General features: G+C 42.5%; 22 protein-coding genes. 16 read left to right on the top strand and 6 right to left on the bottom strand.

All coding sequences use genetic code 11. The features are described from left to right. Positions 1–119: 119 nt before the first annotated feature. The 8 genes from J7E38_RS22760 (at position 120) to J7E38_RS22725 (ending at position 9,633) form a co-directional block, all read left to right on the top strand. Positions 120–2,021 carry a putative thiazole-containing bacteriocin maturation protein gene (locus J7E38_RS22760; protein ID WP_214710124.1) on the top strand — a complete coding sequence of 634 codons (1,902 nt, stop codon included), beginning with the start codon at positions 120–122 and terminating at the stop codon, positions 2,019–2,021. Further along, positions 2,018–3,967 (top strand): TOMM precursor leader peptide-binding protein, encoded by a 1,950-nt coding sequence (locus J7E38_RS22755; protein ID WP_214710122.1) that lies wholly within the window; start codon positions 2,018–2,020, stop codon positions 3,965–3,967. Before J7E38_RS22760 ends, J7E38_RS22755 begins: the two co-directional genes overlap by 4 nt. An 11-nt stretch (positions 3,968–3,978) precedes the next feature. After that, complete coding sequence (locus J7E38_RS22750) at positions 3,979–5,529, top strand: SagB family peptide dehydrogenase (protein ID WP_214710120.1); 1,551 nt, start codon at positions 3,979–3,981, stop codon at positions 5,527–5,529. Positions 5,530–5,775: 246 nt separating this feature from the next. Further along, the gene (locus tag J7E38_RS22745; protein WP_214710118.1) at positions 5,776–6,525 is read left to right on the top strand and encodes an alpha/beta hydrolase; all 750 of its coding nucleotides are present in this window, start codon (positions 5,776–5,778) and stop codon (positions 6,523–6,525) included. 95 nt (positions 6,526–6,620) lie between these two features. Then, positions 6,621–6,875: a hypothetical protein gene (locus tag J7E38_RS22740; protein ID WP_214710116.1), complete on the top strand. Its 255-nt coding sequence runs from the start codon at positions 6,621–6,623 to the stop codon at positions 6,873–6,875. A gap of 340 nt (positions 6,876–7,215) precedes the next feature. Further along, positions 7,216–8,478, top strand: a complete 1,263-nt coding sequence (locus tag J7E38_RS22735; RefSeq protein ID WP_215038965.1) for a cysteine desulfurase-like protein — start codon at positions 7,216–7,218, stop codon at positions 8,476–8,478. 124 nt (positions 8,479–8,602) lie between these two features. Next, positions 8,603–8,989 carry a YkvA family protein gene (locus J7E38_RS22730; RefSeq protein ID WP_214710112.1) on the top strand — a complete coding sequence of 129 codons (387 nt, stop codon included), beginning with the start codon at positions 8,603–8,605 and terminating at the stop codon, positions 8,987–8,989. Positions 8,990–9,027: 38 nt separating this feature from the next. Continuing rightward, complete coding sequence (locus tag J7E38_RS22725; protein WP_214710110.1) at positions 9,028–9,633, top strand: hypothetical protein; 606 nt, start codon at positions 9,028–9,030, stop codon at positions 9,631–9,633. Positions 9,634–9,687: 54 nt separating this feature from the next. Here the strand turns inward: J7E38_RS22725 and J7E38_RS22720 are convergent, their stop codons facing one another. From J7E38_RS22720 to J7E38_RS22710, 3 genes are all read right to left on the bottom strand, one after another. Further along, positions 9,688–10,005, bottom strand: a complete 318-nt coding sequence (locus tag J7E38_RS22720; protein ID WP_214710108.1) for a hypothetical protein — start codon at positions 10,003–10,005, stop codon at positions 9,688–9,690. A gap of 392 nt (positions 10,006–10,397) precedes the next feature. Continuing rightward, positions 10,398–11,048: a hypothetical protein gene (locus J7E38_RS22715; protein WP_214710106.1), complete on the bottom strand. Its 651-nt coding sequence runs from the start codon at positions 11,046–11,048 to the stop codon at positions 10,398–10,400. A gap of 109 nt (positions 11,049–11,157) precedes the next feature. Then, positions 11,158–12,030, bottom strand: coding sequence for a LysM peptidoglycan-binding domain-containing protein (locus J7E38_RS22710; protein WP_214710104.1), 873 nt, complete (start codon positions 12,028–12,030; stop codon positions 11,158–11,160). Positions 12,031–12,458: 428 nt separating this feature from the next. Between J7E38_RS22710 and J7E38_RS22705 the strand changes: the two genes are divergently transcribed. The 5 genes from J7E38_RS22705 to J7E38_RS22685 all read left to right on the top strand — a co-directional run bounded on the left by J7E38_RS22705 (position 12,459) and on the right by J7E38_RS22685 (position 15,090). Beyond that, complete coding sequence (locus J7E38_RS22705; RefSeq protein ID WP_214710103.1) at positions 12,459–12,707, top strand: hypothetical protein; 249 nt, start codon at positions 12,459–12,461, stop codon at positions 12,705–12,707. Positions 12,708–13,001: 294 nt separating this feature from the next. After that, entirely contained in the window at positions 13,002–13,397 is a 396-nt protein-coding gene (gene spxA / locus J7E38_RS22700; RefSeq protein WP_214710101.1) for a transcriptional regulator SpxA, read from the top strand. Positions 13,398–13,470: 73 nt separating this feature from the next. Next, a complete protein-coding gene (locus J7E38_RS22695) occupies positions 13,471–13,896 on the top strand; it encodes an RrF2 family transcriptional regulator (protein ID WP_214710099.1) in 426 nt (141 codons plus the stop codon). Positions 13,897–13,965: 69 nt separating this feature from the next. After that, positions 13,966–14,292 carry an IDEAL domain-containing protein gene (locus tag J7E38_RS22690; RefSeq protein WP_214710097.1) on the top strand — a complete coding sequence of 109 codons (327 nt, stop codon included), beginning with the start codon at positions 13,966–13,968 and terminating at the stop codon, positions 14,290–14,292. A gap of 180 nt (positions 14,293–14,472) precedes the next feature. After that, positions 14,473–15,090 carry a histidine phosphatase family protein gene (locus J7E38_RS22685; RefSeq protein ID WP_214710095.1) on the top strand — a complete coding sequence of 206 codons (618 nt, stop codon included), beginning with the start codon at positions 14,473–14,475 and terminating at the stop codon, positions 15,088–15,090. 175 nt (positions 15,091–15,265) lie between these two features. Here J7E38_RS22685 and J7E38_RS22680 read toward each other — a convergent pair whose 3' ends face one another. After that, positions 15,266–16,015, bottom strand: a complete 750-nt coding sequence (locus J7E38_RS22680; protein ID WP_215038961.1) for a L,D-transpeptidase family protein — start codon at positions 16,013–16,015, stop codon at positions 15,266–15,268. Between the two features lie 220 nt (positions 16,016–16,235). Between J7E38_RS22680 and J7E38_RS22675 the strand changes: the two genes are divergently transcribed. Next, complete coding sequence (locus J7E38_RS22675; RefSeq protein ID WP_214710093.1) at positions 16,236–16,928, top strand: DUF421 domain-containing protein; 693 nt, start codon at positions 16,236–16,238, stop codon at positions 16,926–16,928. Positions 16,929–16,983: 55 nt separating this feature from the next. On the opposite strand, the gene J7E38_RS22670 is transcribed toward J7E38_RS22675, so the two are convergent. Then, positions 16,984–17,307, bottom strand: a complete 324-nt coding sequence (locus J7E38_RS22670) for a hypothetical protein (RefSeq protein WP_214710091.1) — start codon at positions 17,305–17,307, stop codon at positions 16,984–16,986. Between the two features lie 112 nt (positions 17,308–17,419). Then, the gene (locus J7E38_RS22665; protein ID WP_214710089.1) at positions 17,420–18,190 is read right to left on the bottom strand and encodes a FixH family protein; all 771 of its coding nucleotides are present in this window, start codon (positions 18,188–18,190) and stop codon (positions 17,420–17,422) included. Positions 18,191–18,340: 150 nt separating this feature from the next. Between J7E38_RS22665 and J7E38_RS22660 the strand changes: the two genes are divergently transcribed. Next, positions 18,341–18,877, top strand: a complete 537-nt coding sequence (locus J7E38_RS22660; RefSeq protein WP_214710087.1) for a hypothetical protein — start codon at positions 18,341–18,343, stop codon at positions 18,875–18,877. A 40-nt stretch (positions 18,878–18,917) separates the two neighbouring features. Then, positions 18,918–19,073: a hypothetical protein gene (locus J7E38_RS22655; RefSeq protein WP_214710085.1), complete on the top strand. Its 156-nt coding sequence runs from the start codon at positions 18,918–18,920 to the stop codon at positions 19,071–19,073. The last annotated feature ends 71 nt before the right edge of the window (positions 19,074–19,144 follow it).

Raw genomic sequence — 19,144 nt, 5'->3', positions numbered from 1 at the left:
AAAGCAGGAGCTTTCGTTATTCCCGTGATAAGACATAAGGGACAAATTGAGATACATACGATGATAATGCGAGGTAATTAAGCAAAGAAGGGGGCTGGAAAAGCCCAAGGAGGAGTGAAATGGCAAATTTGGATCCTTCCATGCGTTTGAAGGTGAAAAGGGATACGTTTTATCTCTCTGAACCTAACAGGGGAGTGTATTTACGAAATAACTCATGTTCCTTCCGTCTTGAGGGAATCGGGATTGATCAGTGGGTTGAAAAGCTTTTGCCGATGTTCAATGGAGAGTATACGCTGGAAAAATTGACTGACGGGCTGCCAGGACCATATAGGGAGCGTGTATATCAAATTGCCGGGGTCCTTTTAGAGAATGGCTTTGTACGGGATGTTGCCAGGGATGAACCGCATTCACTATCGGAGGAGGTTAGAAAAAAATTCGCCTCGCAAATTGAGTTTGTGGACAATTTGGCCGGCTCGGGTGCTGCAAGATTCCAGACATTCCGGGATGCAAATGTCCTTGCTGTTGGGTCAGGGCCGATGTTGAATTCACTCGTATCTTCTTTAATGGAATCTGGCCTGCAAAAACTGAATGTCTCGATTACAAATGAAATGCCGACGAACAGAAAAAGACTTGCGGAGCTGGTAGCTCATGCCCGTAAAACAGATTCAGAGGTGGTGTATCAGGAACAGCCGGTAAAAGAAGGGAACTGGCGGGAGTTACTGAGCTCATATGATCATATCCTTTATGTTTCACAGGGAGGCAATCTGGAAGAGCTGAGGACGTGGCAAAACATTTGCAGAGAGGAGAACAAAGCATTCCTTCCAGCTATCATTCTGAAAAATAAAGGCTTAGCAGGTCCAATCTTTAATCCGGGTTCAGAAATTTGCTGGGAGTCAGCCTGGAGGCGATTGCATTCCTCCGTCTTTGAAAAAGAGCAAGGAGTACCTTGGGCTTCATTGACAACAGGTGCATTGCTGTCGAACGTGATTACTTTTGAATTATTTAAAGATCTGGCTGGCGTCACAACATCTGAACAAAAAAATCGGATCTTTATGCTGGATTTAGAGACACTTGAAGGAAGCTGGCATTCGTTTTTTCCTCATCCATTGGAAACACGCGCCTTCACATTGGAAAAGGCGGAAATCCTCGAGGACAGAATCGGAAAGAACCAAAGAGGTCCTGATCCGGAAAAATTATTTCACTATTTTAGTTTATTGACTTCCAGGGAGACCGGGATCCTGCATGTGTGGGAGGAAGGGGACCTGAAACAACTTCCGCTGGCACAATGCCGTGTCCAGGCCGTCGATCCGCTGTCTGATGGTCCGGCTGAGTTGCTGAAAGCGCGGGTATGCAGTGGCTTAACACATGAAGAGGCACGGATAGAAGCGGCGTTATCTGGAATCGAAGATTATGCATCACGAATGTCTGGCTTGTTTGATAACGGGCAGTTCATAGGTGTCGGCGCCGGGGAGTCCTTTGCGGAAGCCGTTGGGCGCGGTTTGAAAAAATGTCTGTCAGAGAAGTTGAATAATCGAAGAGCTGGACAAAAAGAATCGATAACTCTTGTGGACCTTGAGCCAATTGAAGACAATCGCTGTCGTTTCTATATAAAAGCTCTTACGACAATGCAGGGTACACCGAGAGTAGGAATGGGAAATGACATAAACGGTTTTCCTGTTTTCTGGGCTGGAACGAGCAAAGGCTGGTATGGCAGTGCGGATTTGAACGCCACCATGGCGTTAAGGAACGCTTTACAGAGTGCTTTGGCCGATTTCCAGAATGAATCGGACGGTGATTGCCTCAATGATTCAGAGGTGCAGCTTGAAGAACGGCAAAAACAAAAAATCGCGATTTCTGAATGTCCAGAAAGAATCCAGCCGGAAACCTTGTATGCAGCAATGAATGTCCTGAAAGAGAACGAAATCGAGTTGGCAGTATACGACTTGCTAATTGAACCAATTTTTAACCAGCAACTCGAAGGGGTGGTTGGTGTATTGCTGCGAGAGGAGGGAGTGGATTGAGTTCCTTCGTAGTAATTATTGGAGAAGGCAGGCTTGCAGATCGGGTGGGGGAAGAGTTATCAACCCGTTACCAGGTGTTCAGGCGGACTGATTTTGAAAATAGTCTCCCCGCAAATTCGGAGCTGATCCTGGTGCTCCATGATACGTGGAATCCCGCTGCCCATCAAAAGGCTGAAGAAACCGTAAAAATGACAGGGAGCCCATGGCTCAGGGGTTTTGTTTCCTTTGGAGAAGGCATTGCCGGACCCCTCGTTCGACCGGGTACTCCAGGATGTTCACAATGTGCCGATCATAGAAGGCTTCTTGGGGGACAGGAACGAAGTAAGATGCAGGCAGTGAAGCAAAAACTGGCCGCTAAAGAAGGGATGGCAAGCGATCCATGGGCCACACAAAACGGACTCTTGCAGCTCGCACATGTAATTGTGGAGGAGACTGATAAAATCCTTGCAGGGAAAGAGTCTCAGCTCGAGGGAAGAATGTATTTTACCGACCTAAAGACATTAAATGGATCATGGCACTCTCTCCTTGCTGATTCACTGTGCCCGGTATGCAGTCAGATTCCTGAGGATTCCGCTGAACTCGCAAAAATTTCACTGAGCTCAAGTCCAAAAATCAGCCCCGGCAGCTACCGCACTACACCGCTGGATGAATTGAAGAAAGTCCTCTATGCGGATTATTTTGACAACCGGACAGGACTGTTAAACAGCAAAATGTATGATTTGGTCACACCTTTCGCTGATTCCAGTGTCAATCTGCCGATGATCTCCGGTGGCAATGAAGGCACGGCTGGAAGGACACAATGCTATGCTGACAGCGAACTGACTGCCATCCTGGAAGGCCTTGAGCGTCATTGCGGACTTGAACCGCGCGGTAAACGCCCAGTTGTTCATGACAGTTACCGAAACTTAGAGGCACAGGCTTTGAACCCTTTGGAAGTTGGCGTCCACGCGGATGAGCAATATGAAAAACAAGGATTTCCATTTCAGAAATTCGATCCCGAACGGCCGATGGATTGGGTCTGGGGTTACTCATTGACTGAAGATCGTCCAATCCTTGTGCCTGAGCTGCTCTCCTATTATAGTCTGGGATGCGGGTCCTCTGGATTTGTCTATGAAACTTCAAATGGCTGTGCTCTTGGCGGAAGCATGGAAGAGGCGATTTTTTATGGCATTATGGAAGTTGTCGAGCGAGACTCCTTCCTCTTATCATGGTACGCAAAGCTGAACCTGCCCCGACTTGATCCTTGTTCTGCAGACGACGAAGAACTGCAATTGATGGAAGAGCGCATGCGTGCGGTAGCTGGCTATGAATTATTTTTGTATAACGCCACCATGGAGCATGGCATACCAAGCGTCTGGGCGATGGCGAAGAACCGAAAGGATAAGGGATTGAACATTATTTGTGCAGCAGGGGCCCATCTTGATCCTGTGAAGGCTGCCAAGAGTGCGATCCAGGAGCTGGCTGGGATGATGCTCAATCTTGATGGGAAACTCGAAGAGAATAAGGAAAAGTATTTACAAATGCTTGAAGATGATTACCTTGTGCGGCAAATGGATGACCACGGGATGCTTTACGGACTTCCGCAGGCTGAAGAGCGGTTGCACTTCCTGTTCGATGACAGCCGGTCAATGCAAAGTTTTCCTGATGCATTTAACTGGGAGTCGCGTCATGATGACTTGACCGAAGATTTAAAGGAAGTTCTTGGGAGATTCCGTCAATTGGGCCTCAATGTCATCGTTGTCGATCAGACCCCTCCGGAACTGAGGAAAAATGGGCTTAATTGTGTGAAAGTGATGATACCCGGAATGCTGCCAATGACCTTCGGGCACCACCTGACCCGACTCAAAGGGCTCGATCGGGTGCTGCATGTCCCGATGCAGCTCGGCTATACAAAGAAACCTTTGACATATGAAGAACTAAACCACTTGCCGCATCCGTTCCCATAGGAGGTGCAAGAATGACACTTGATGAATTTCTGAAGGATTTACATTTTGATATCGATCGTGCCAACCAGGAAAACTGGGAACCCAATTGGGAGGATGCACCTTTAGCCTATAAACTATACAAAGGACTTCCGGTTGTGCCTCTCTCTGCGGAGGTCCCATTGTCCCTCGAGGAATACAGAATGCCAGCAAGTCCAGATTTAAAAGGAATCGGTCATTTTCTCTGGTATGTTTTCGGAATCTCTCAACTGAGCGAGTCTGTTTTTCCGGAGGAAGCAAATCCGATTCATTCCTACAGAAGGTTTGCTCCCTCAGGTGGGGCGCTCTATCCTAATGAACTATATGTCTATTTGAAGATTAATGGGCTTCCTGACGGAGTCTATCATTATGATCCATCGCACCACCGACTTGTCTTGTTGCGGGCCGGAAATTTTGATTCCTACATTTCCGCTGCCTTAGGAGAACGTTGTGAGCTTTCATCCTGCTTCGGCACAGTATTCATCTCCACTATGTTCTGGAAAAACTTCTTTAAGTACAATAATTTCTCCTATCGCCTGCAGGGCTTGGATGCCGGCGTACTGATGGGGCAGCTGTTGGAAAGTGCAAAACGTTTTGGTTTTGCTGCCGGGGTTTACTATCAATATTTGGATTCGGCACTCAATCACCTTCTTGGTTTATCCGAACAAGAGGAGAGCATCTATTCGGTAATCCCGCTGTCGGTAGAGCCGACAAACTGGACTGGGAGCGGCATCGGAACGCATATAACCGCAGATACGCTAAAAAAAGAGTTGAAGCCAGTGGTTTTTGAGCGTGTAGAAAGGTCTAAAAACGTTCTGGAATTCCATAAATTAATCGAAATGAATGATGCAGCAAAATTCGAATCAACCGCCTCTTTTACGCGGCTTAGAAACCGCTCTTATGAAGACCGCCGAAACCGAGTGATTCATCTTCCACAAACAGAATCATTACCATATGATCTGGCAGAAGTAAGCAAAAAACGCTTTTCACCAGAGATGGATTTTGTTTTATCACGCATAAGTCAGGAGCAGTTGGCGGTTCTGTTGAAGGAATCGTTAACTTCGTTTCATTACCGCAATGATGTGGACGACATTTTTTTCGGTCAAGAACCCAAGGTTTCAGTCTATAGCTGTCTCTATAATGTTGAAGGTATCCCGAACGGGGCCTATCATTACGATAGCAGGGAACATAGATTACTAGAAATCCAGCAAGGAGATCATCGTCTGCTCTTACAGTCAGGTTTGTCCTTTGATAACGTTAATCTGCAGCAGGTGCCGCTTTGCCTGCACGTTGCAGGCAATATGGAATTTTACCAGAAAGAACTGGGATACAGGGGCTACCGGATCTTACAAATGGAAGCAGGCATGCTCGTGCAAAGATTGCTTTTAACATCCTCCGCTCTGGGACTGGGAGGTCATCCTCTGCTTGGCTTCAATGCAAGCATGGCGGATCAGCTTTACGAAATGAGTGAACAAACAAGCCTGATTCGAATTCCAATCGGTAACTTCCGCCCGAGGCCGTGGTTAAAAGGAAGTTTGCATAGTTAGTAGAAGAACTTTTGTGATAAAAAAACTGCACCAGCAGTCACGCTGGTGCAGCTTTCTTCATTGCTCATCGGGATCGGTAATGACTCCAGCATCAAAGGGGATATCTTGATGATGGGTGATTCCCATTTTTTTATAATCAATAAAATGTTGACAATAGCCTTTCCTCCTGGATACATAAGATTTTATGGTTATAATGAATTCGTTATGGTAAAATTTTCTTTAAAAAATAATGAGATGAGTGTTCTTATGATGATCAATAGTTTTGAAGTTTCATTGTTTGGCGAGGCAAGAAGAATCCGGGTATATGTTCCAACCGCAGCGAATGGCAAACGGTATCCGGTGTTATACATGCATGATGGACAAAATGTATTTGGTGATGAAGAGGCAATCGGCGGTGTCGGGCTGGATCTGGATAAGCTTTTGGAAAAGAAACAGATCGAGCTGATGGTAGTGGCGATTGACCAAAAATCTTCGGAGCGAATCAATGAATATTGTCCCTGGAAGAATGGGGAGTATACAACAAAGCTGCTTGGCAAACCGAGTACCGAAGGCGGGAAAGGGAAGAATTATATCTCGTTCATTGTGAACGAATTAAAGCCATTGATTGACTCGGAATATCCTTCCAACCCAAATGAAACCTATATGGCCGGCATTTCATTAGGGAGTTTGATTTCAGTTTATGCTGCATGCACATATCCTAATATTTTTAAAAGAGTGGCTGGACTTTCTTCAGGTTTTTACCGGAATCAGGAAGAGATTGAGAAGTTGTTGAAGGAAACGGATTTAACTTCACTGGAAAAAATCTATTTAGATTGCGGTACAAATGAAGGCGGCGAAAAACTCGCAGTACCTTTTCTCGAAACCAACAAAGCGGTTTTTTCGATTATCGAACAGAAAGAAATACAGGCAGAATTGAAAGTGATTGAAGGGGCTGGGCATCATTACACAGCTTTTAAACAGCGAATTTCCGATGTCATTTCATATTTGGTGTCATAATCCTGTTTTCTCTATGATGACATAGGTCCAATCCGGACGAACATCCATACCCTTGTCTTCCTCCATGAATAACATGGTAACATGGAGGTGAGAAGATGAAGAGAAAAAATCATATAGGGGATATTTCTGATTTGTTTTGTGACCGGAATGTCAGCAGAGTGCCTTTACCCAGATTAGAGATCATTCCAGTTAGTGAAGTGCCTGATGATTGTGTTTTGGTACGTGTGGGACCAGTTTACTTTTTAGCCTGCTATGGAACAGGCGAAGAGCCATTTGATGATTGTGAGATTGTTTGTACGGAGAGCGGGTTTTGTTATTTAGTCTGTCCGGTCACACCAGAAGAGGAATAAGTGATTCAGCCAGGCCAAATCGTAATCGATTTGGTCTTTCTTTTTTATGGCAAAGTTCCGTAGGTTAAAATAAGTACAGATTTTCAAAATAAAGGTTGAATATACAAATCCCGAGAAGGATGCAGAAATCATTCAGAATAACAAAAGAACTTTTTGGTATCTTTCGTTTGATAGGCGGGATGTGAAAGAAGAGCGCGGAATTGTATCAGCCTACTCTTCTGACGGAAAACTGATTTACAAAAGTGAAAAATAATTGACTAAAACCCTTCGCTTGTCGAAGGGTTTTAGATGTCATTGTTAGAATATTATGACATAATAGGTGTATATTTTAGCTGAGGGAGTGATAAGGTTGGCTGATAAGTTTCCAATTGAGCTGGTGAGGGAGAGGTTTCCGTCTTTGAGCCGCAGTGATGATGGCCGGCAAGTCATTTATTTTGACGGGCCAGGCGGGACGCAGATGGTTGATTATGCGCTCGAATCGATGTATCGATACATAAGGAACGGGATGGCGAATCTCCATGGAACCTTTAATACCAGTGCCGACACGGATGCAATGCTGGATAAAGCGAGGGATGCAGTGGCGGATTTGCTTGGATGTCAGGTGAATGAAGTGGCCTTTGGCGCAAACATGACCACGCATGCCTTTGCGATTGCACGTAGTCTGGCTGGCTTCATCAATGAAGGCGACGAGATAGTCGTCACCGAGCTCGACCATCGTGCAAATGTAGATCCATGGATTACCTTGGCAAGGGACCGAGGAGCAGAAGTTAAATTCCTGAAGCTTGATCCAGAAACGTACAGTCTGAAGCTGGATGAGTTGTATCAGGTTGTTACCCCAAAAACGAAGCTGGTCGCGGTAGGAATGTCATCGAATGTTACCGGGACTGTGACTGATCTGCGTCGGGTAATAAAACGGGCGAAAGAGGTAGGGGCACTGGCGGTTGTCGATGCCGTTCATGGTGTACCACACTTAGCAATCGATGTTCAGAAGTTGGGTTGTGACATTCTTTTGTGCTCGGCATACAAGTTTTTTGGGCCGCATGTCGGGATTGCTGTTGTTAGGGAGAGTCTTTTTGAAAAACTGCCGGTTTACAAGCTGAAGCCGGCACCTGCAGAGATTCCTTATAAGCTTGAGACAGGTACTCAAAATCATGAAGGCATTGCCGGGGTGATGGGTGCCATCCAGTTCATTGAAGAATTGGGCCATGGAGAGACGAGAAGAGAACGATTGCTGGCCGGTATGCATGCGATTGATGAATATGAGCAAGAGCTTGCAGCCGAAGTGGAGAACTTTCTGAGAAGCCTGCCAGGAGTGACGCTGTATCGGGCAAAATCAGGCCGCAGAACGCCGACATTTGCTTTTACGATAGAGGGACATCAGTCACGGGAGGTCACTGCATGGCTCGCCAAAAATTACAATATGTGTGTTGCAGATGGAGACTTCTATGCATCCACGATGGCTGAGGTGTTGGATGTCCATCCATCAGGCGGTTGGGTGCGAATCGGGCTGGCCCCTTATAATACAAAAGAAGAAATCCAGCAGTTCAAAGCGGGCCTGAAAGCTTATATTGAACAACATCAAAAGAATGCCGTAAGTTTTTAACAATTAAAGACTGTAATCCATTTGAAACAAAAGATGCACTCTAAAATGGGAGGGCCTGGACATTGTGCCAGGCTCTATTTATGCTATTGTAAATAGGATGAAATAGTTAGAGGGGAGGACATCAATGAGAAAGGCGATGGAACATTTCAAAGTGCGGATGAAAAAACTCAAAGAAGATATCTTTGTTGTTGCAGAAGCTTACAAACACCCGGATACACCATTTTATATCAAGCTGTTCGCATTGATCGTAGTCGCCTATGCATTCAGCCCGATTGATTTAATTCCAGATTTTATACCAGTCCTCGGTTATCTGGATGACCTCATTCTCGTACCACTGGGAATTGCGATTCTGTTAAAACTGCTTCCTGACCACGTCATTCAGGAATCACGTGAAAAAGTGGCTGCAACTGGCAGGGTGAAAAAGAAGAATTGGCTGGCAGCAGCGATGATTTTATTGTTGTGGGCAGCCGTTATTTATTGGGTGGTTGGTCTATTTGTTCAATCCAGTTAGGGTATCTTGGTGACAAAAACAAAATAAGAGGTGGTACTTTGCTTTTCCATTATCATTTTTGGACGCCATTCGTAGAAGAGACAGAAAAATTTTATGAAGACCACGGCTTTCGAATCGTTCAGCGAATCGGAAAATACCAGGGGGAATTTCAGAACTTTAATCCACCGCTAAAATGGGAAGACTTTCGGGAGAAAAGGGTGCTTTTTCGGATTATAGAAGCGAGGAAGGGCAGCATCAACATCACTTTTGGATATGGAAAAAAAGTCATGTTTGACCATATCGGCTTTCTCGTATCAGAAAAGGAACAAGAAACCATCTGCAAAAATGCAGAAAAAATGGACTGGAAAGTGGATTGTGGCCAACGAAGAACTTTTATAACGACACCATATGATTTTCGAATAGAGCTACAGACACACGAAGATTTGGTAGATTCAATGGATGCTAAAATTGAAACGTTAACAGTGGAAACGAAAATAGAAGGCTTGGCAGACGATATTCTAAATTTGTTCGGAAAGTCTGTGAACCATTTACATACGATAATCGGCAATGCCGTAACCATCCGGGAAGCCGTTATGGAGAACTTTCCGGTAAAACAGGCAGAGGATCCGAATGGAGTAAGAATTTTCAGCAGAGGTGCTCAATAAGGGAGGAGCTATTTGCTCAAATAAAAATAGGCAAAGATAAGCCTTTGCCCAGAATTAGTAGCTTCTATATCTTATATACTCATAGTTTGAGGTTGGAATTTGTTTTATGATGTTGCCTGCCTTGTCACGGTGGATTTCGTATTCTCTGTAGGTCACAACAACATATCCGTCTACTTCTTTATCAAGCGCTTCTTCGTGCAGGTACTCAAAATCAGGTATGATGCTCTCAAAAATGTCTTCATTCGTTTCCGGGTCTTCCTGGACAGTGGCGTTCGTCTCGACATCAACATTTTTTTGTGCAATTTGGGGATAGGCATAAACCAGATAGATACAGAATAGCATGAGAACGGATAATCCTAATATACGGATCAATTTGATAACTCCTTTTGGTCAAATTACAGTAAATAATATGCCTGTCCAGCGATGAATATAACCAGGTGACCTGGATTAGAAGCAGGAAAGAGGGGGGCAATGATGAAAAAATATTCAAGGTATTCAAAGTACCCGTGATGTTTTTCTTCCTGGGCGTTTTGTTTTAATCATCGGCGCAAATGGGACCGATCTGGCAGTGACTTTTTCTCGCCCGCCTAATGCGTCATCGTGGTCAACCGCAGATCGTTTAATCGATGCATTTACCTATATTCCGTTGATGATTGGAACCAGTTTCTTACTTGTATTTATTACGACGTTTACGATCGCCTTTTATCTTTAGCAAAAAAATCGAAAATAAATCTTGGAGCCACGACAGACTCCAAGATTTTTTGTTATTTTTTGAACTTGTCTGGGAACTGTTTAACAACGGCTGTTGAAATGGTATCCGACATCATAATAATATGAGACATTCCATCATCTATCGAAACAATTCTTGCTCCCCAGTCTTTTTTCAAGCTCGCTGATAGGTCATCTGCCACCATTTGAAGATGTTTATAAAGTAACTCTTTTAACTGTTCATTTTTCAAATTAGGATTGGCTTTGCTCAGGAATGCTGCGATATCATCAGCATTCTTAAACCATGCTTTGTTCAGCTGATCAAGCTTTGCTTTATTTCCGTCTTTTGCAGCTTGAACAATATCACCGGCAATGACAATATGCTCCTTAAGCAAAGCTGTAAGTTTGTTTCCGGCTTCCTCTCCATATACAGGCTTAATGGAGTTTCCGATATCCTCCTGGTTTCTCAGGAGTCTTTCAAGCACATCTTTTTGATCCTCGGCACCGGCGGTTGTGGCACTTGTTATGTAATTGCTTGTCCACAAAACATGGTCAACCCACAGTCTCCTGAACTGATTTTCGAATTTGACCTCAGACTGGCTGATGCATTCGTGATTATGATGAGGCTTCGCGTATGCCGGTGTTACTCCAGGCGCCATATTCAGCGACGCAACTAAAATGAGACCCATAACCAATAATTTTTTCATCGTCCATGCTCCTTCTAGAGTTGATAGTATCTAATTTAGTATTTAAATATGATGTGATTTTATTCAGTGAAGGACTCGCTGAAAGAAAAAAAACCGCCAAGTGGCGGTTTTAATTCATCTTCCTTAAGTCAAGGTATTGAACGGTCTTTCCATCTCGGTCGAACTGGATGATCAGTTCATTTTTATTAAATTGGTAAATATATTGTCCACAAGTGGCACTTTCGTAGCAAGAGGTTTTCTGCATTTTATTCGGATATCCATACTTATTGATAACCTGCTTTTTCTGTGTAGGCAGGGTCTTCAGCTTCAAATATTCTGGATAGGCTTGCAGGCCGAATACGGAACCGTCCTTCATGTTGAAGTTCACTCTTACTCCCGCACCATCGCCACTGTAATATAGCGACCGGATATTCAACTGGTCCTCCGTTTTAATTGGCTTTCCAAACTGTTGGAGGACTTTGCTGTAAGTCGAGCCAAGGTGGACCCCATTAATATGAAGATTGTTGTTCGTTGCAATGTAGGCATCTTTGATTCCGTTTTTCTGCACCAGCTTCTTTTGTTTCTCAGCATTTGTCTTTTTGGAAAAAACACCAGCCTGGATGCGGTAATAGGTTTTATCATTGATGACCTTCGTGGTGACTGCTGCATCAATTCCCTCTTTTTTCAGTCTATCGACTTGCTTTATTGCATTGTCTTTCTTGGTAAAAGAACCCCCGATCACCGAATACATTGGTTCTGGCTCGTTCAAAGAAGGCAGCACCAACTTTTGTCCAATATAAATCGTATTGTTCTTAAGCCCATTGAACTCCTTTAACTCTTGAACAGTCAGGTTGTATTTTTTTGATATGCTGTACAAAGTATCTCCTTTTTTTACTGTGACAGATACGTCGTCAGCATACCCTGACCCATTTGCAAAAAAGAGTAATGACCCCATCAATAAAATACTCAGCCCAAGCTGTATGAATCGCTTTATCTTCCTCATTTTCCTCACCTCATATAGTTTGACGAGATGATTCTGACCGAGTTTCGAAGGGATAAGCCCATTTTGACATTTGGGTGGTGAAGAGGGGATAATGGGTTGTTTATAAAAATATTATGTTAACTTAATTCGCGAGTGATAGGTAATAAACCAATTAAGACTAATTGGAGGAGTGGCATTTGCACTTTTATCTTCATTGCGTTCTTTATTGTCCGGGATAATCCTGATGATGGACACTTTTGTCTTCTATCCACTGATTTTTGTCCGTCATAAACCTGATGACGGACACTTTGAGCTTGATTTCTTTCATTTCTGTCCGTCATACCCAGGATGATGGACAAAGAAAGCTAAATATGTTTAGGTTCATGGATTCATATCCATACAAACCCTTCCTTGTCAGAATACATTGTTATGAAGGAGGTGAGATGAATATGTCATTCGACAATAACGATCACAGACATGATGGTGATAATCCATTATGCGAACCTGGCCTCAGAAAATTTCCACTTTCAAAGCTGAAAATTATACCGGTAAGCCAGATACCCGATGATTCCTATTTAGTGTGTATCGGACGGATCTGCACACTGGTATCTGTAGGGGAAGGTGACCAGCCATTGGCCGGCTGCTATATTGGTTGTGATGAGTTTGGGAATTGCTTTTTTACCTGCCCGACTGAATAATCTTTAGTTCTTATGTATTCGTATAGACTTTAACACTGGGAGATCTGCTAAGCTCTGTACTGAGATGAAACAGAGCTTGGTAGCCATCCAAGACTAACTCTAAAAAGGGTGGAGGATATAAGGGATGGTGTCAAAAATTTTGTCAGGTTCCCAGTAATTATTCACCTAGATAGTGTTGACTTTTTAAACTGTAAAGATTAATATTACAGTATACGGAATATCTTTAAATCAAAGTATTTTTTTGGCTCAACTGTAATTTTTATTTTTACAGTAAAAAGAAGGAGTTGTTGGATCATGGTAACTTTATATATAACATCGAGCTGTGCTTCGTGCCGTAAAGCAAAAGCCTGGTTTCAGGAGCATAACATCGATTTTATCGAGAGAAACATTGTTTCCCATCCGCTTACTGTGGATGAGATCAAATCAATCCTTCGTTTGACAGAAGACGGAACGGAAGACATTATCTCCAAGAACTCAAAAGCGTACCAGAAACTGGACATGGATATCGATTCTCTTCCGCTGAATCAGCTATATGATCTGATCATTAAAAATCCGCAAATGCTGCGCCGTCCGATTATCCTGGATCATAAAAGATTGCAGGTTGGATACAATGAAGAAGAAATCCGCAGTTTCTTGCCGCGCAAACTTCGCACATTTACCGGCTTTGAATGGGATAGCATGGCTAATTAAAAGCTGATTATTTGTCATATGGTTATTTTAACTGTAATATATATTATTACAGATTGTTAATAGGAGGCAGGCTATGAACAGTGATTTTACCCTTGCCATTCACAGTTTAACATTGCTTGCACTGCAGCCTGACAGAATGTCGACGAGCGATGCAATCGCAGAAAGTGCCGGAGTCCATCCGGTACGAATTCGCAAAGTACTGGGTCTGTTAAAAAAACACGGTTTTATCAAATCAAAAGAAGGTACCGGCGGCGGTTTTATTTTTGCCCTGGACTTGGATGAAGTCAACCTCTGGGATATCTACAAATTAACCTCCGAAGGCGCCTTGCAGCCAAAGTGCCCTGAATCCAATGAGAAATGTGTGGTCGGTGCGCATATGCACAAGGTCCTGTTTGCCATTTTCCTGGGGGCGGAGGAACACTTGGGAGAATTCCTGAAGGATTATTCCATTAAAGAACTGGTTGATCTGATCAGGCACGAGAAAGAATGCTGTGAATAGGGGGGTTGACTCCCATTCATTTGAGGGAAATGTAATAAAAAAGATTACAGAACAATTGAGGTGACTTATATGAATAACTCAATATTAAAAGTAGGGGATTGGATAAAAGGGAAATCCCGAGATGGAGAATTGATCATTGGATATGTAGAATCACTTGATGTTTTGGATGAAAAGATCAATGCGACGATCACTTCAAGTGATGATGAAGCACTCGTTGGCAAAACCATTCCAATGCCAACTAATGGAGTGAAAAAACTGCCGGAGCCCCAGGTGAAAAATAAAGAACAAATTCAATACCTGATTGACCTGGCCCTGGCTACCGGAGACCAGGAGTGGTTCATGGAGCTTTCCGAACAGCTTAAAGCGATGAGGGAACTGGTGAAGGGTGTAAAATAAACTGTAGGTTCTTCCTGGTTGAAAGGAAGAGCCTTTTTTTGTGTGATTGATTAAGTAAAAACAAGTTGGAATCATCCCAAGACTTCTGCCAAAGAGAAAATAATGGAGTTTCGATTATAGGGTTAGTTCCGGGTAAATCCATGTTATAATTTTCTAAAAGTTCAATATTAAGGAGCATATATGTTAGAAATTTATATTACTCGGCATGGAGCAACTGAATGGAACATGGAAAATCGTCTGCAAGGATCGCTGAACTCTGAATTAACGGCAAGAGGGATCCGTAATGCAGTTCTATTAGGTAAGCGGTTATCTGATATCGAATTCAAGGTTATATACTCTAGTCCAAGTAAGAGAGCATTGGAAACAGCAAAGCTTATTAATGCAGACAATGCAATTCCGCTTAAGATTGTCGATGACTTAAACGAAATATCTTTTGGAGACTGGGAAGGAAAAACCAAGGAAGAAATTGAGGAAGAAGATTTCAAAGCCGAATATGCTAACTTTTGGAACAAGCCACATCAATATAATCATCATGGACATAATGCCGAGGATTTACTGACATTTAAACAACGAGTAGATCATGCAATGAAACAAATAATTGAAGGAAACAAAAATGGCAGGATATTAATTGTTACCCATGGCGTAGTGATTAGAGCCTTAATGTCATTGTTTTGGAATATACCGACAGAGAAAATGTGGGATCCCCCAGTGATTCTAGGTACAAGTTTAACGATTGTCAATTATGACGGCAAACAATTTAAGAAGGTAATAGTAGGGGATACATCGCATATGGAATAAATATAGTTTTGTTATTAAGGAGCCTCATAGTAACGGATATTGCCAGATTAAAGTGAAAATCGCTTAACAACTGTAGCGTTAAGCGATTTTTGATTACTGTTATTCTTTTTAAGTGTAAAACTGCCGGTGTATTAGCACCTTTAAATTAGAAATTCATGTTCTTAAATTCTCTACTTTATTTCATCCCCAGAGCCTTCTTTGTGGCTGGTCCGACGATTCCGTCTGCTTTAAGTTTCTTCGATTTTTGGAACTTCTTTACGGCTGCTTCTGTTGCTGGGCCAAAAACACCATCGATTCCTTTTGTACTATAACCCTTTTTTGTCAGGGTTTGCTGCAAGGTTTTAACTTCTGCGCCTCTCATGCCTTTTTTCAGAACAGTGCTTGATGGAACTGCGGTTACAGGGACAGACGCCTGCCCGGTGACTTTATAACCGTTTGCAGCAGCAATCGCGTTAAAGGAGTTCTTCGAAGTCGTAATGACAACTGGAGTATTGACTTTTACCTGATCATACAGCCATTCCACTTCCTGGTCGTACATCCGAATGCAGCCGGCACTCACATATCCGCCGATTGATTTAGGGTTGTTGTTGCCATGGATTGCATAAGTCGTGCCCCAGGTTCCTCTCGCATTGATCCCCAGCCACCTGTTGCCAAGTGGGTTCCTCGGATCGCCTCCCGGAATTTTCCCGCTGTAATAAGGTCGATTCTTGATTTTGTTAACGATTTTGAACTTGCCTTCAGGTGTGTATGATGCCTTACGCCCCGTGCCCACCTTAAAGGTTTTTACCAGTTTATTATTTTTATAATAGGCGAGTTGATTATTAGACTTGTTAATAATTATCATTTCCCCGCCCGCAGCCAGCGCCGGTGCCTCGAAAAACACCATTGAAACCAGCAGCATCATGCAAACAATCAGCTTTTTCATTTCCCTTCCCCCTTGAAAACTAACGCATATTTAGAAAAGTATTTACAACCTTATAAACGATTTTTTAACATAAAAGTTACATGTTTTACCTTTATGTGGAAGATAAATCTTTCTTGTTTTTATGACAAGAAAGTCGAATGGTGTAGATAGGGAATTTTTTAAAAAAATACGGTTCAACTGGCGTTCTTTTTCCCATAATGGAAAGGAAGGAGTGGGAGTGTTGAATCATTATCTATCCATTGCACTCGAGCTGACGAGTGGATTTGTCTTTTTATTTATCATGACGAAAATGCAGGGGAAGACGCAGTTCTCTCAAATAACCCCATTTGACTTTATTTCAGCTATCATCCTCGGTGAGCTGGTGGGAAATGCCATCTATGACCATGAAGTGAAAATTGGTGAAATAGCCTTTGCTGTAGCTTTGTGGGGAATACTTGTCTATGTGACAGAGACGATTACCCAGAAGTTCCTCGGTTCGCGAAAATTGCTCGAGGGGGAACCAAATATCGTTGTCCGCAGAGGGAAGATCAAGTACGATGCGTTGAAAAAAGCGAAACTGGACATCAATCAACTTCAAAGTCTGATCAGGCAGCAAGGCTATTTTTCATTGAGGGAAGTCGAATACGCCATCATCGAAACAAATGGAATGGTCAGCGTCCTTCCCAAAGCGGATTTCGACATACCCAAGAATAGCGACATGAAAATCAAAGCAGACGATCCCAGTCTGCCAGTCAATATGATTCTTGATGGCGAAGTGGTTAAGGCGAATTTAAAAGAAGCCGGGTTGGACGAGCAGTGGCTTAAACGTGAACTGGAAAAGCAAAAAATCCATCATTTCGAAGACGTGCTTTTTGCTGAATGGAAGGAAAACGAGCCGCTGTTTGTGCTGGAAAAAGACAAGACGGCGAATTGAGAGGAAAGGCTGAACCGGGAATTGGTTCAGCCTTTTTGTGTTAGCACGAATTGGATTAGCCTATCAGATATGTACACAAAAAGCCGGTAAGGGCTATGATGGCCATTAGGAGGAGATTAGAAATAGTCGGAAAAAGAGTTATTGTGGCAAGGAAAACGGCAACGATGATTAGTGTGACAAGGAAAGAATAAAGCAATCCTTTCCAGAATGGGACTATATTAATATAGGAAGATATATAAGCAATAAAAAAAATGATCACCATAAGGGCGATGTCACCGAAAATATGATTTCCAGGTAAGGTGAAGATCAGGGCGAACAACATGAACAGGATAAGGTTTTGTAAATTCTTGCGCATTCTGATTTCTTTTATTAAATTCATCAAGTTTTCCCTCTTCCAGTGAAAATGTTAATAAACATATTTTATAATCTGGCTATGGAAAAAGGGAAGCCATTTAGAAGAAAAATGCCCGCATTACTGTGAGCATTTACAATTATTCTACATCTACCGATTTTTCTGTATGGTCATGAATATTCTCTTTTTCCACATGAATTTTCACATTAAAGTGCCCGCTAGAAGGAAAAGTATATTCAGTGGTGTATATGCCAGGAGAGATTTCTTTGGCATCAATGAACTGGTGAGCTGTTTCGCTCTCTTGCCAGATTTCAAATCGAACCCTTGCTTCCGAAATAAGCTTTTTCTCCTGAGTAATTTTAGTACTCAACTCAGTTGGCTGGTTGCTTTTAATCGTGGGAGGCTTAAGGAATTCGAATCCAACTTCACTATTATGATGATCGGTATGTTCGTTTTCTGCATGACTTTCATGAACTTCCTTTTCCTCGTCTGCTGAAGAAGATGGATCTGTCTCACTGCCGGCCACAATTAATTCTTTCTTTGGCATGCTATGCATCCGGTTTGCCGTCGTATGCGCTACAATGAAATAATTTCCGCTCTCGTTAAAAGTTTTCTTGATGGCATATGTGCCATCTTTTTCGTTTTGTGCCGGCAACATCTCATGCTCATCCATGCCGGATTGCCAAATTTCAAATTTCACTTCATCTGCGTCAGTCACTTTCTTCCCACCCTGTGTCACTTCGGCTTCAATTGTAACTTCCTGATTGATTTCAATTTTTTCAGGTGAGTTAATCGACACTTCCAGAAGCTCCGGTGGATCTTCAAGCGAATCTTCTTTTTTATCCTGGCCAGTAGAGCAAGCGGCCAAAAGGAACAAAACAGCTATAAAAATGGATAATATTTTCTTCATTATTAGACTCCAATCCTGAATTCAATTTTCCATAATAATAAGATGTAAATGTGATGAATGTATGAAATATAGCTGGCTTTAAAGTTTTGAAAAGGATGGCCACTATATTAACGGGCAAAATAACTAAAAATTTGAAAAGGGATGATTTAATTGCATAGGAAGCTTTGCCAACTGCTAGTTTTTAGTATTATGATGTGCGGAGTAAATAGTGGTTCAGTGATAGCAGCTAACAGTCAGCCAAAATCATTGGAAGAAATGTATAAGGAGATTGGATATACGACAGTCGAGGAGGCCGTATCGGAGTTTGAGCAGCATTATAAAAGAGATTTGAAACTACCTGTGAGAGTTCCACCTTTAAAGTTCACTCATTACTTTGGAAGATTCAATGACCTTGAAGGGGATGTTAACGACTTTTTGGAAATTAAATTTTTAAATGAGGATTCACCTGGTCATCATTATCAAATAGACATTCGCCCAATTAGTCACAAGATTCCAATGAGGGTAAATGACACTTTTAAACTGAAGAATGGAGGTAAAGCGATTTATACCAATGTTACAAACTTCAACCTTCTTGTTTTTGAAAGAGATGGCTGGCAGTATATTTTAAGCGTTGATAAGAGAGCTTCGGATCAAGTGACTGCAGAAGTCTTGGTTGAGATCGCAAATTCGATTGGTAGTTTGAATTAGACGAGATGCAATTGTAAGTAAATTGGGTGCAGCCGTTATAATGGCTCCCACCGTAAATAAAATGACTGTAACCGTAAATAAAATGGGTCTAACCGTAAATAAATTGGCTGTAACCGTAAATAAATATGTTCCAACCGTTAATAAATCATCTGCAACCGTTGATAAAATGGCTGTAACCGTTGGAAAAATGCTGTAACCGTCGATAAATCGGGCCTAACCGTCGATATAACAATATTAACCGGAGACTAATTACCCTAACCTGCAATT

The sequence above is a fragment of the Bacillus sp. ISL-35 genome, assembly GCF_018613355.1.
GTDB lineage: Bacteria > Bacillota > Bacilli > Bacillales > Cytobacillaceae > Mesobacillus.
The sequence above is the reverse complement of the archived record's forward strand: the minus strand, read 5'-3'. Positions and strand labels throughout refer to the sequence as shown.

Coding starts and splice junctions, on each gene's coding strand:
- J7E38_RS22760 (WP_214710124.1), top strand. CDS start 120: ATGGCAAATTTGGATCCTTCCATGCGTTTGAAGGTGAAAAGGGATACG.
- J7E38_RS22750 (WP_214710120.1), top strand. CDS start 3,979: ATGACACTTGATGAATTTCTGAAGGATTTACATTTTGATATCGATCGT.
- J7E38_RS22745 (WP_214710118.1), top strand. CDS start 5,776: ATGATGATCAATAGTTTTGAAGTTTCATTGTTTGGCGAGGCAAGAAGA.
- J7E38_RS22740 (WP_214710116.1), top strand. CDS start 6,621: ATGAAGAGAAAAAATCATATAGGGGATATTTCTGATTTGTTTTGTGAC.
- J7E38_RS22730 (WP_214710112.1), top strand. CDS start 8,603: ATGAGAAAGGCGATGGAACATTTCAAAGTGCGGATGAAAAAACTCAAA.
- J7E38_RS22715 (WP_214710106.1), bottom strand. CDS start 11,048: ATGAAAAAATTATTGGTTATGGGTCTCATTTTAGTTGCGTCGCTGAAT.
- J7E38_RS22710 (WP_214710104.1), bottom strand. CDS start 12,030: ATGAGGAAGATAAAGCGATTCATACAGCTTGGGCTGAGTATTTTATTG.
- J7E38_RS22705 (WP_214710103.1), top strand. CDS start 12,459: ATGTCATTCGACAATAACGATCACAGACATGATGGTGATAATCCATTA.
- spxA (WP_214710101.1), top strand. CDS start 13,002: ATGGTAACTTTATATATAACATCGAGCTGTGCTTCGTGCCGTAAAGCA.
- J7E38_RS22695 (WP_214710099.1), top strand. CDS start 13,471: ATGAACAGTGATTTTACCCTTGCCATTCACAGTTTAACATTGCTTGCA.
- J7E38_RS22690 (WP_214710097.1), top strand. CDS start 13,966: ATGAATAACTCAATATTAAAAGTAGGGGATTGGATAAAAGGGAAATCC.
- J7E38_RS22685 (WP_214710095.1), top strand. CDS start 14,473: ATGTTAGAAATTTATATTACTCGGCATGGAGCAACTGAATGGAACATG.
- J7E38_RS22680 (WP_215038961.1), bottom strand. CDS start 16,015: ATGAAAAAGCTGATTGTTTGCATGATGCTGCTGGTTTCAATGGTGTTT.
- J7E38_RS22670 (WP_214710091.1), bottom strand. CDS start 17,307: ATGAATTTAATAAAAGAAATCAGAATGCGCAAGAATTTACAAAACCTT.
- J7E38_RS22665 (WP_214710089.1), bottom strand. CDS start 18,190: ATGAAGAAAATATTATCCATTTTTATAGCTGTTTTGTTCCTTTTGGCC.
- J7E38_RS22655 (WP_214710085.1), top strand. CDS start 18,918: ATGGCTCCCACCGTAAATAAAATGACTGTAACCGTAAATAAAATGGGT.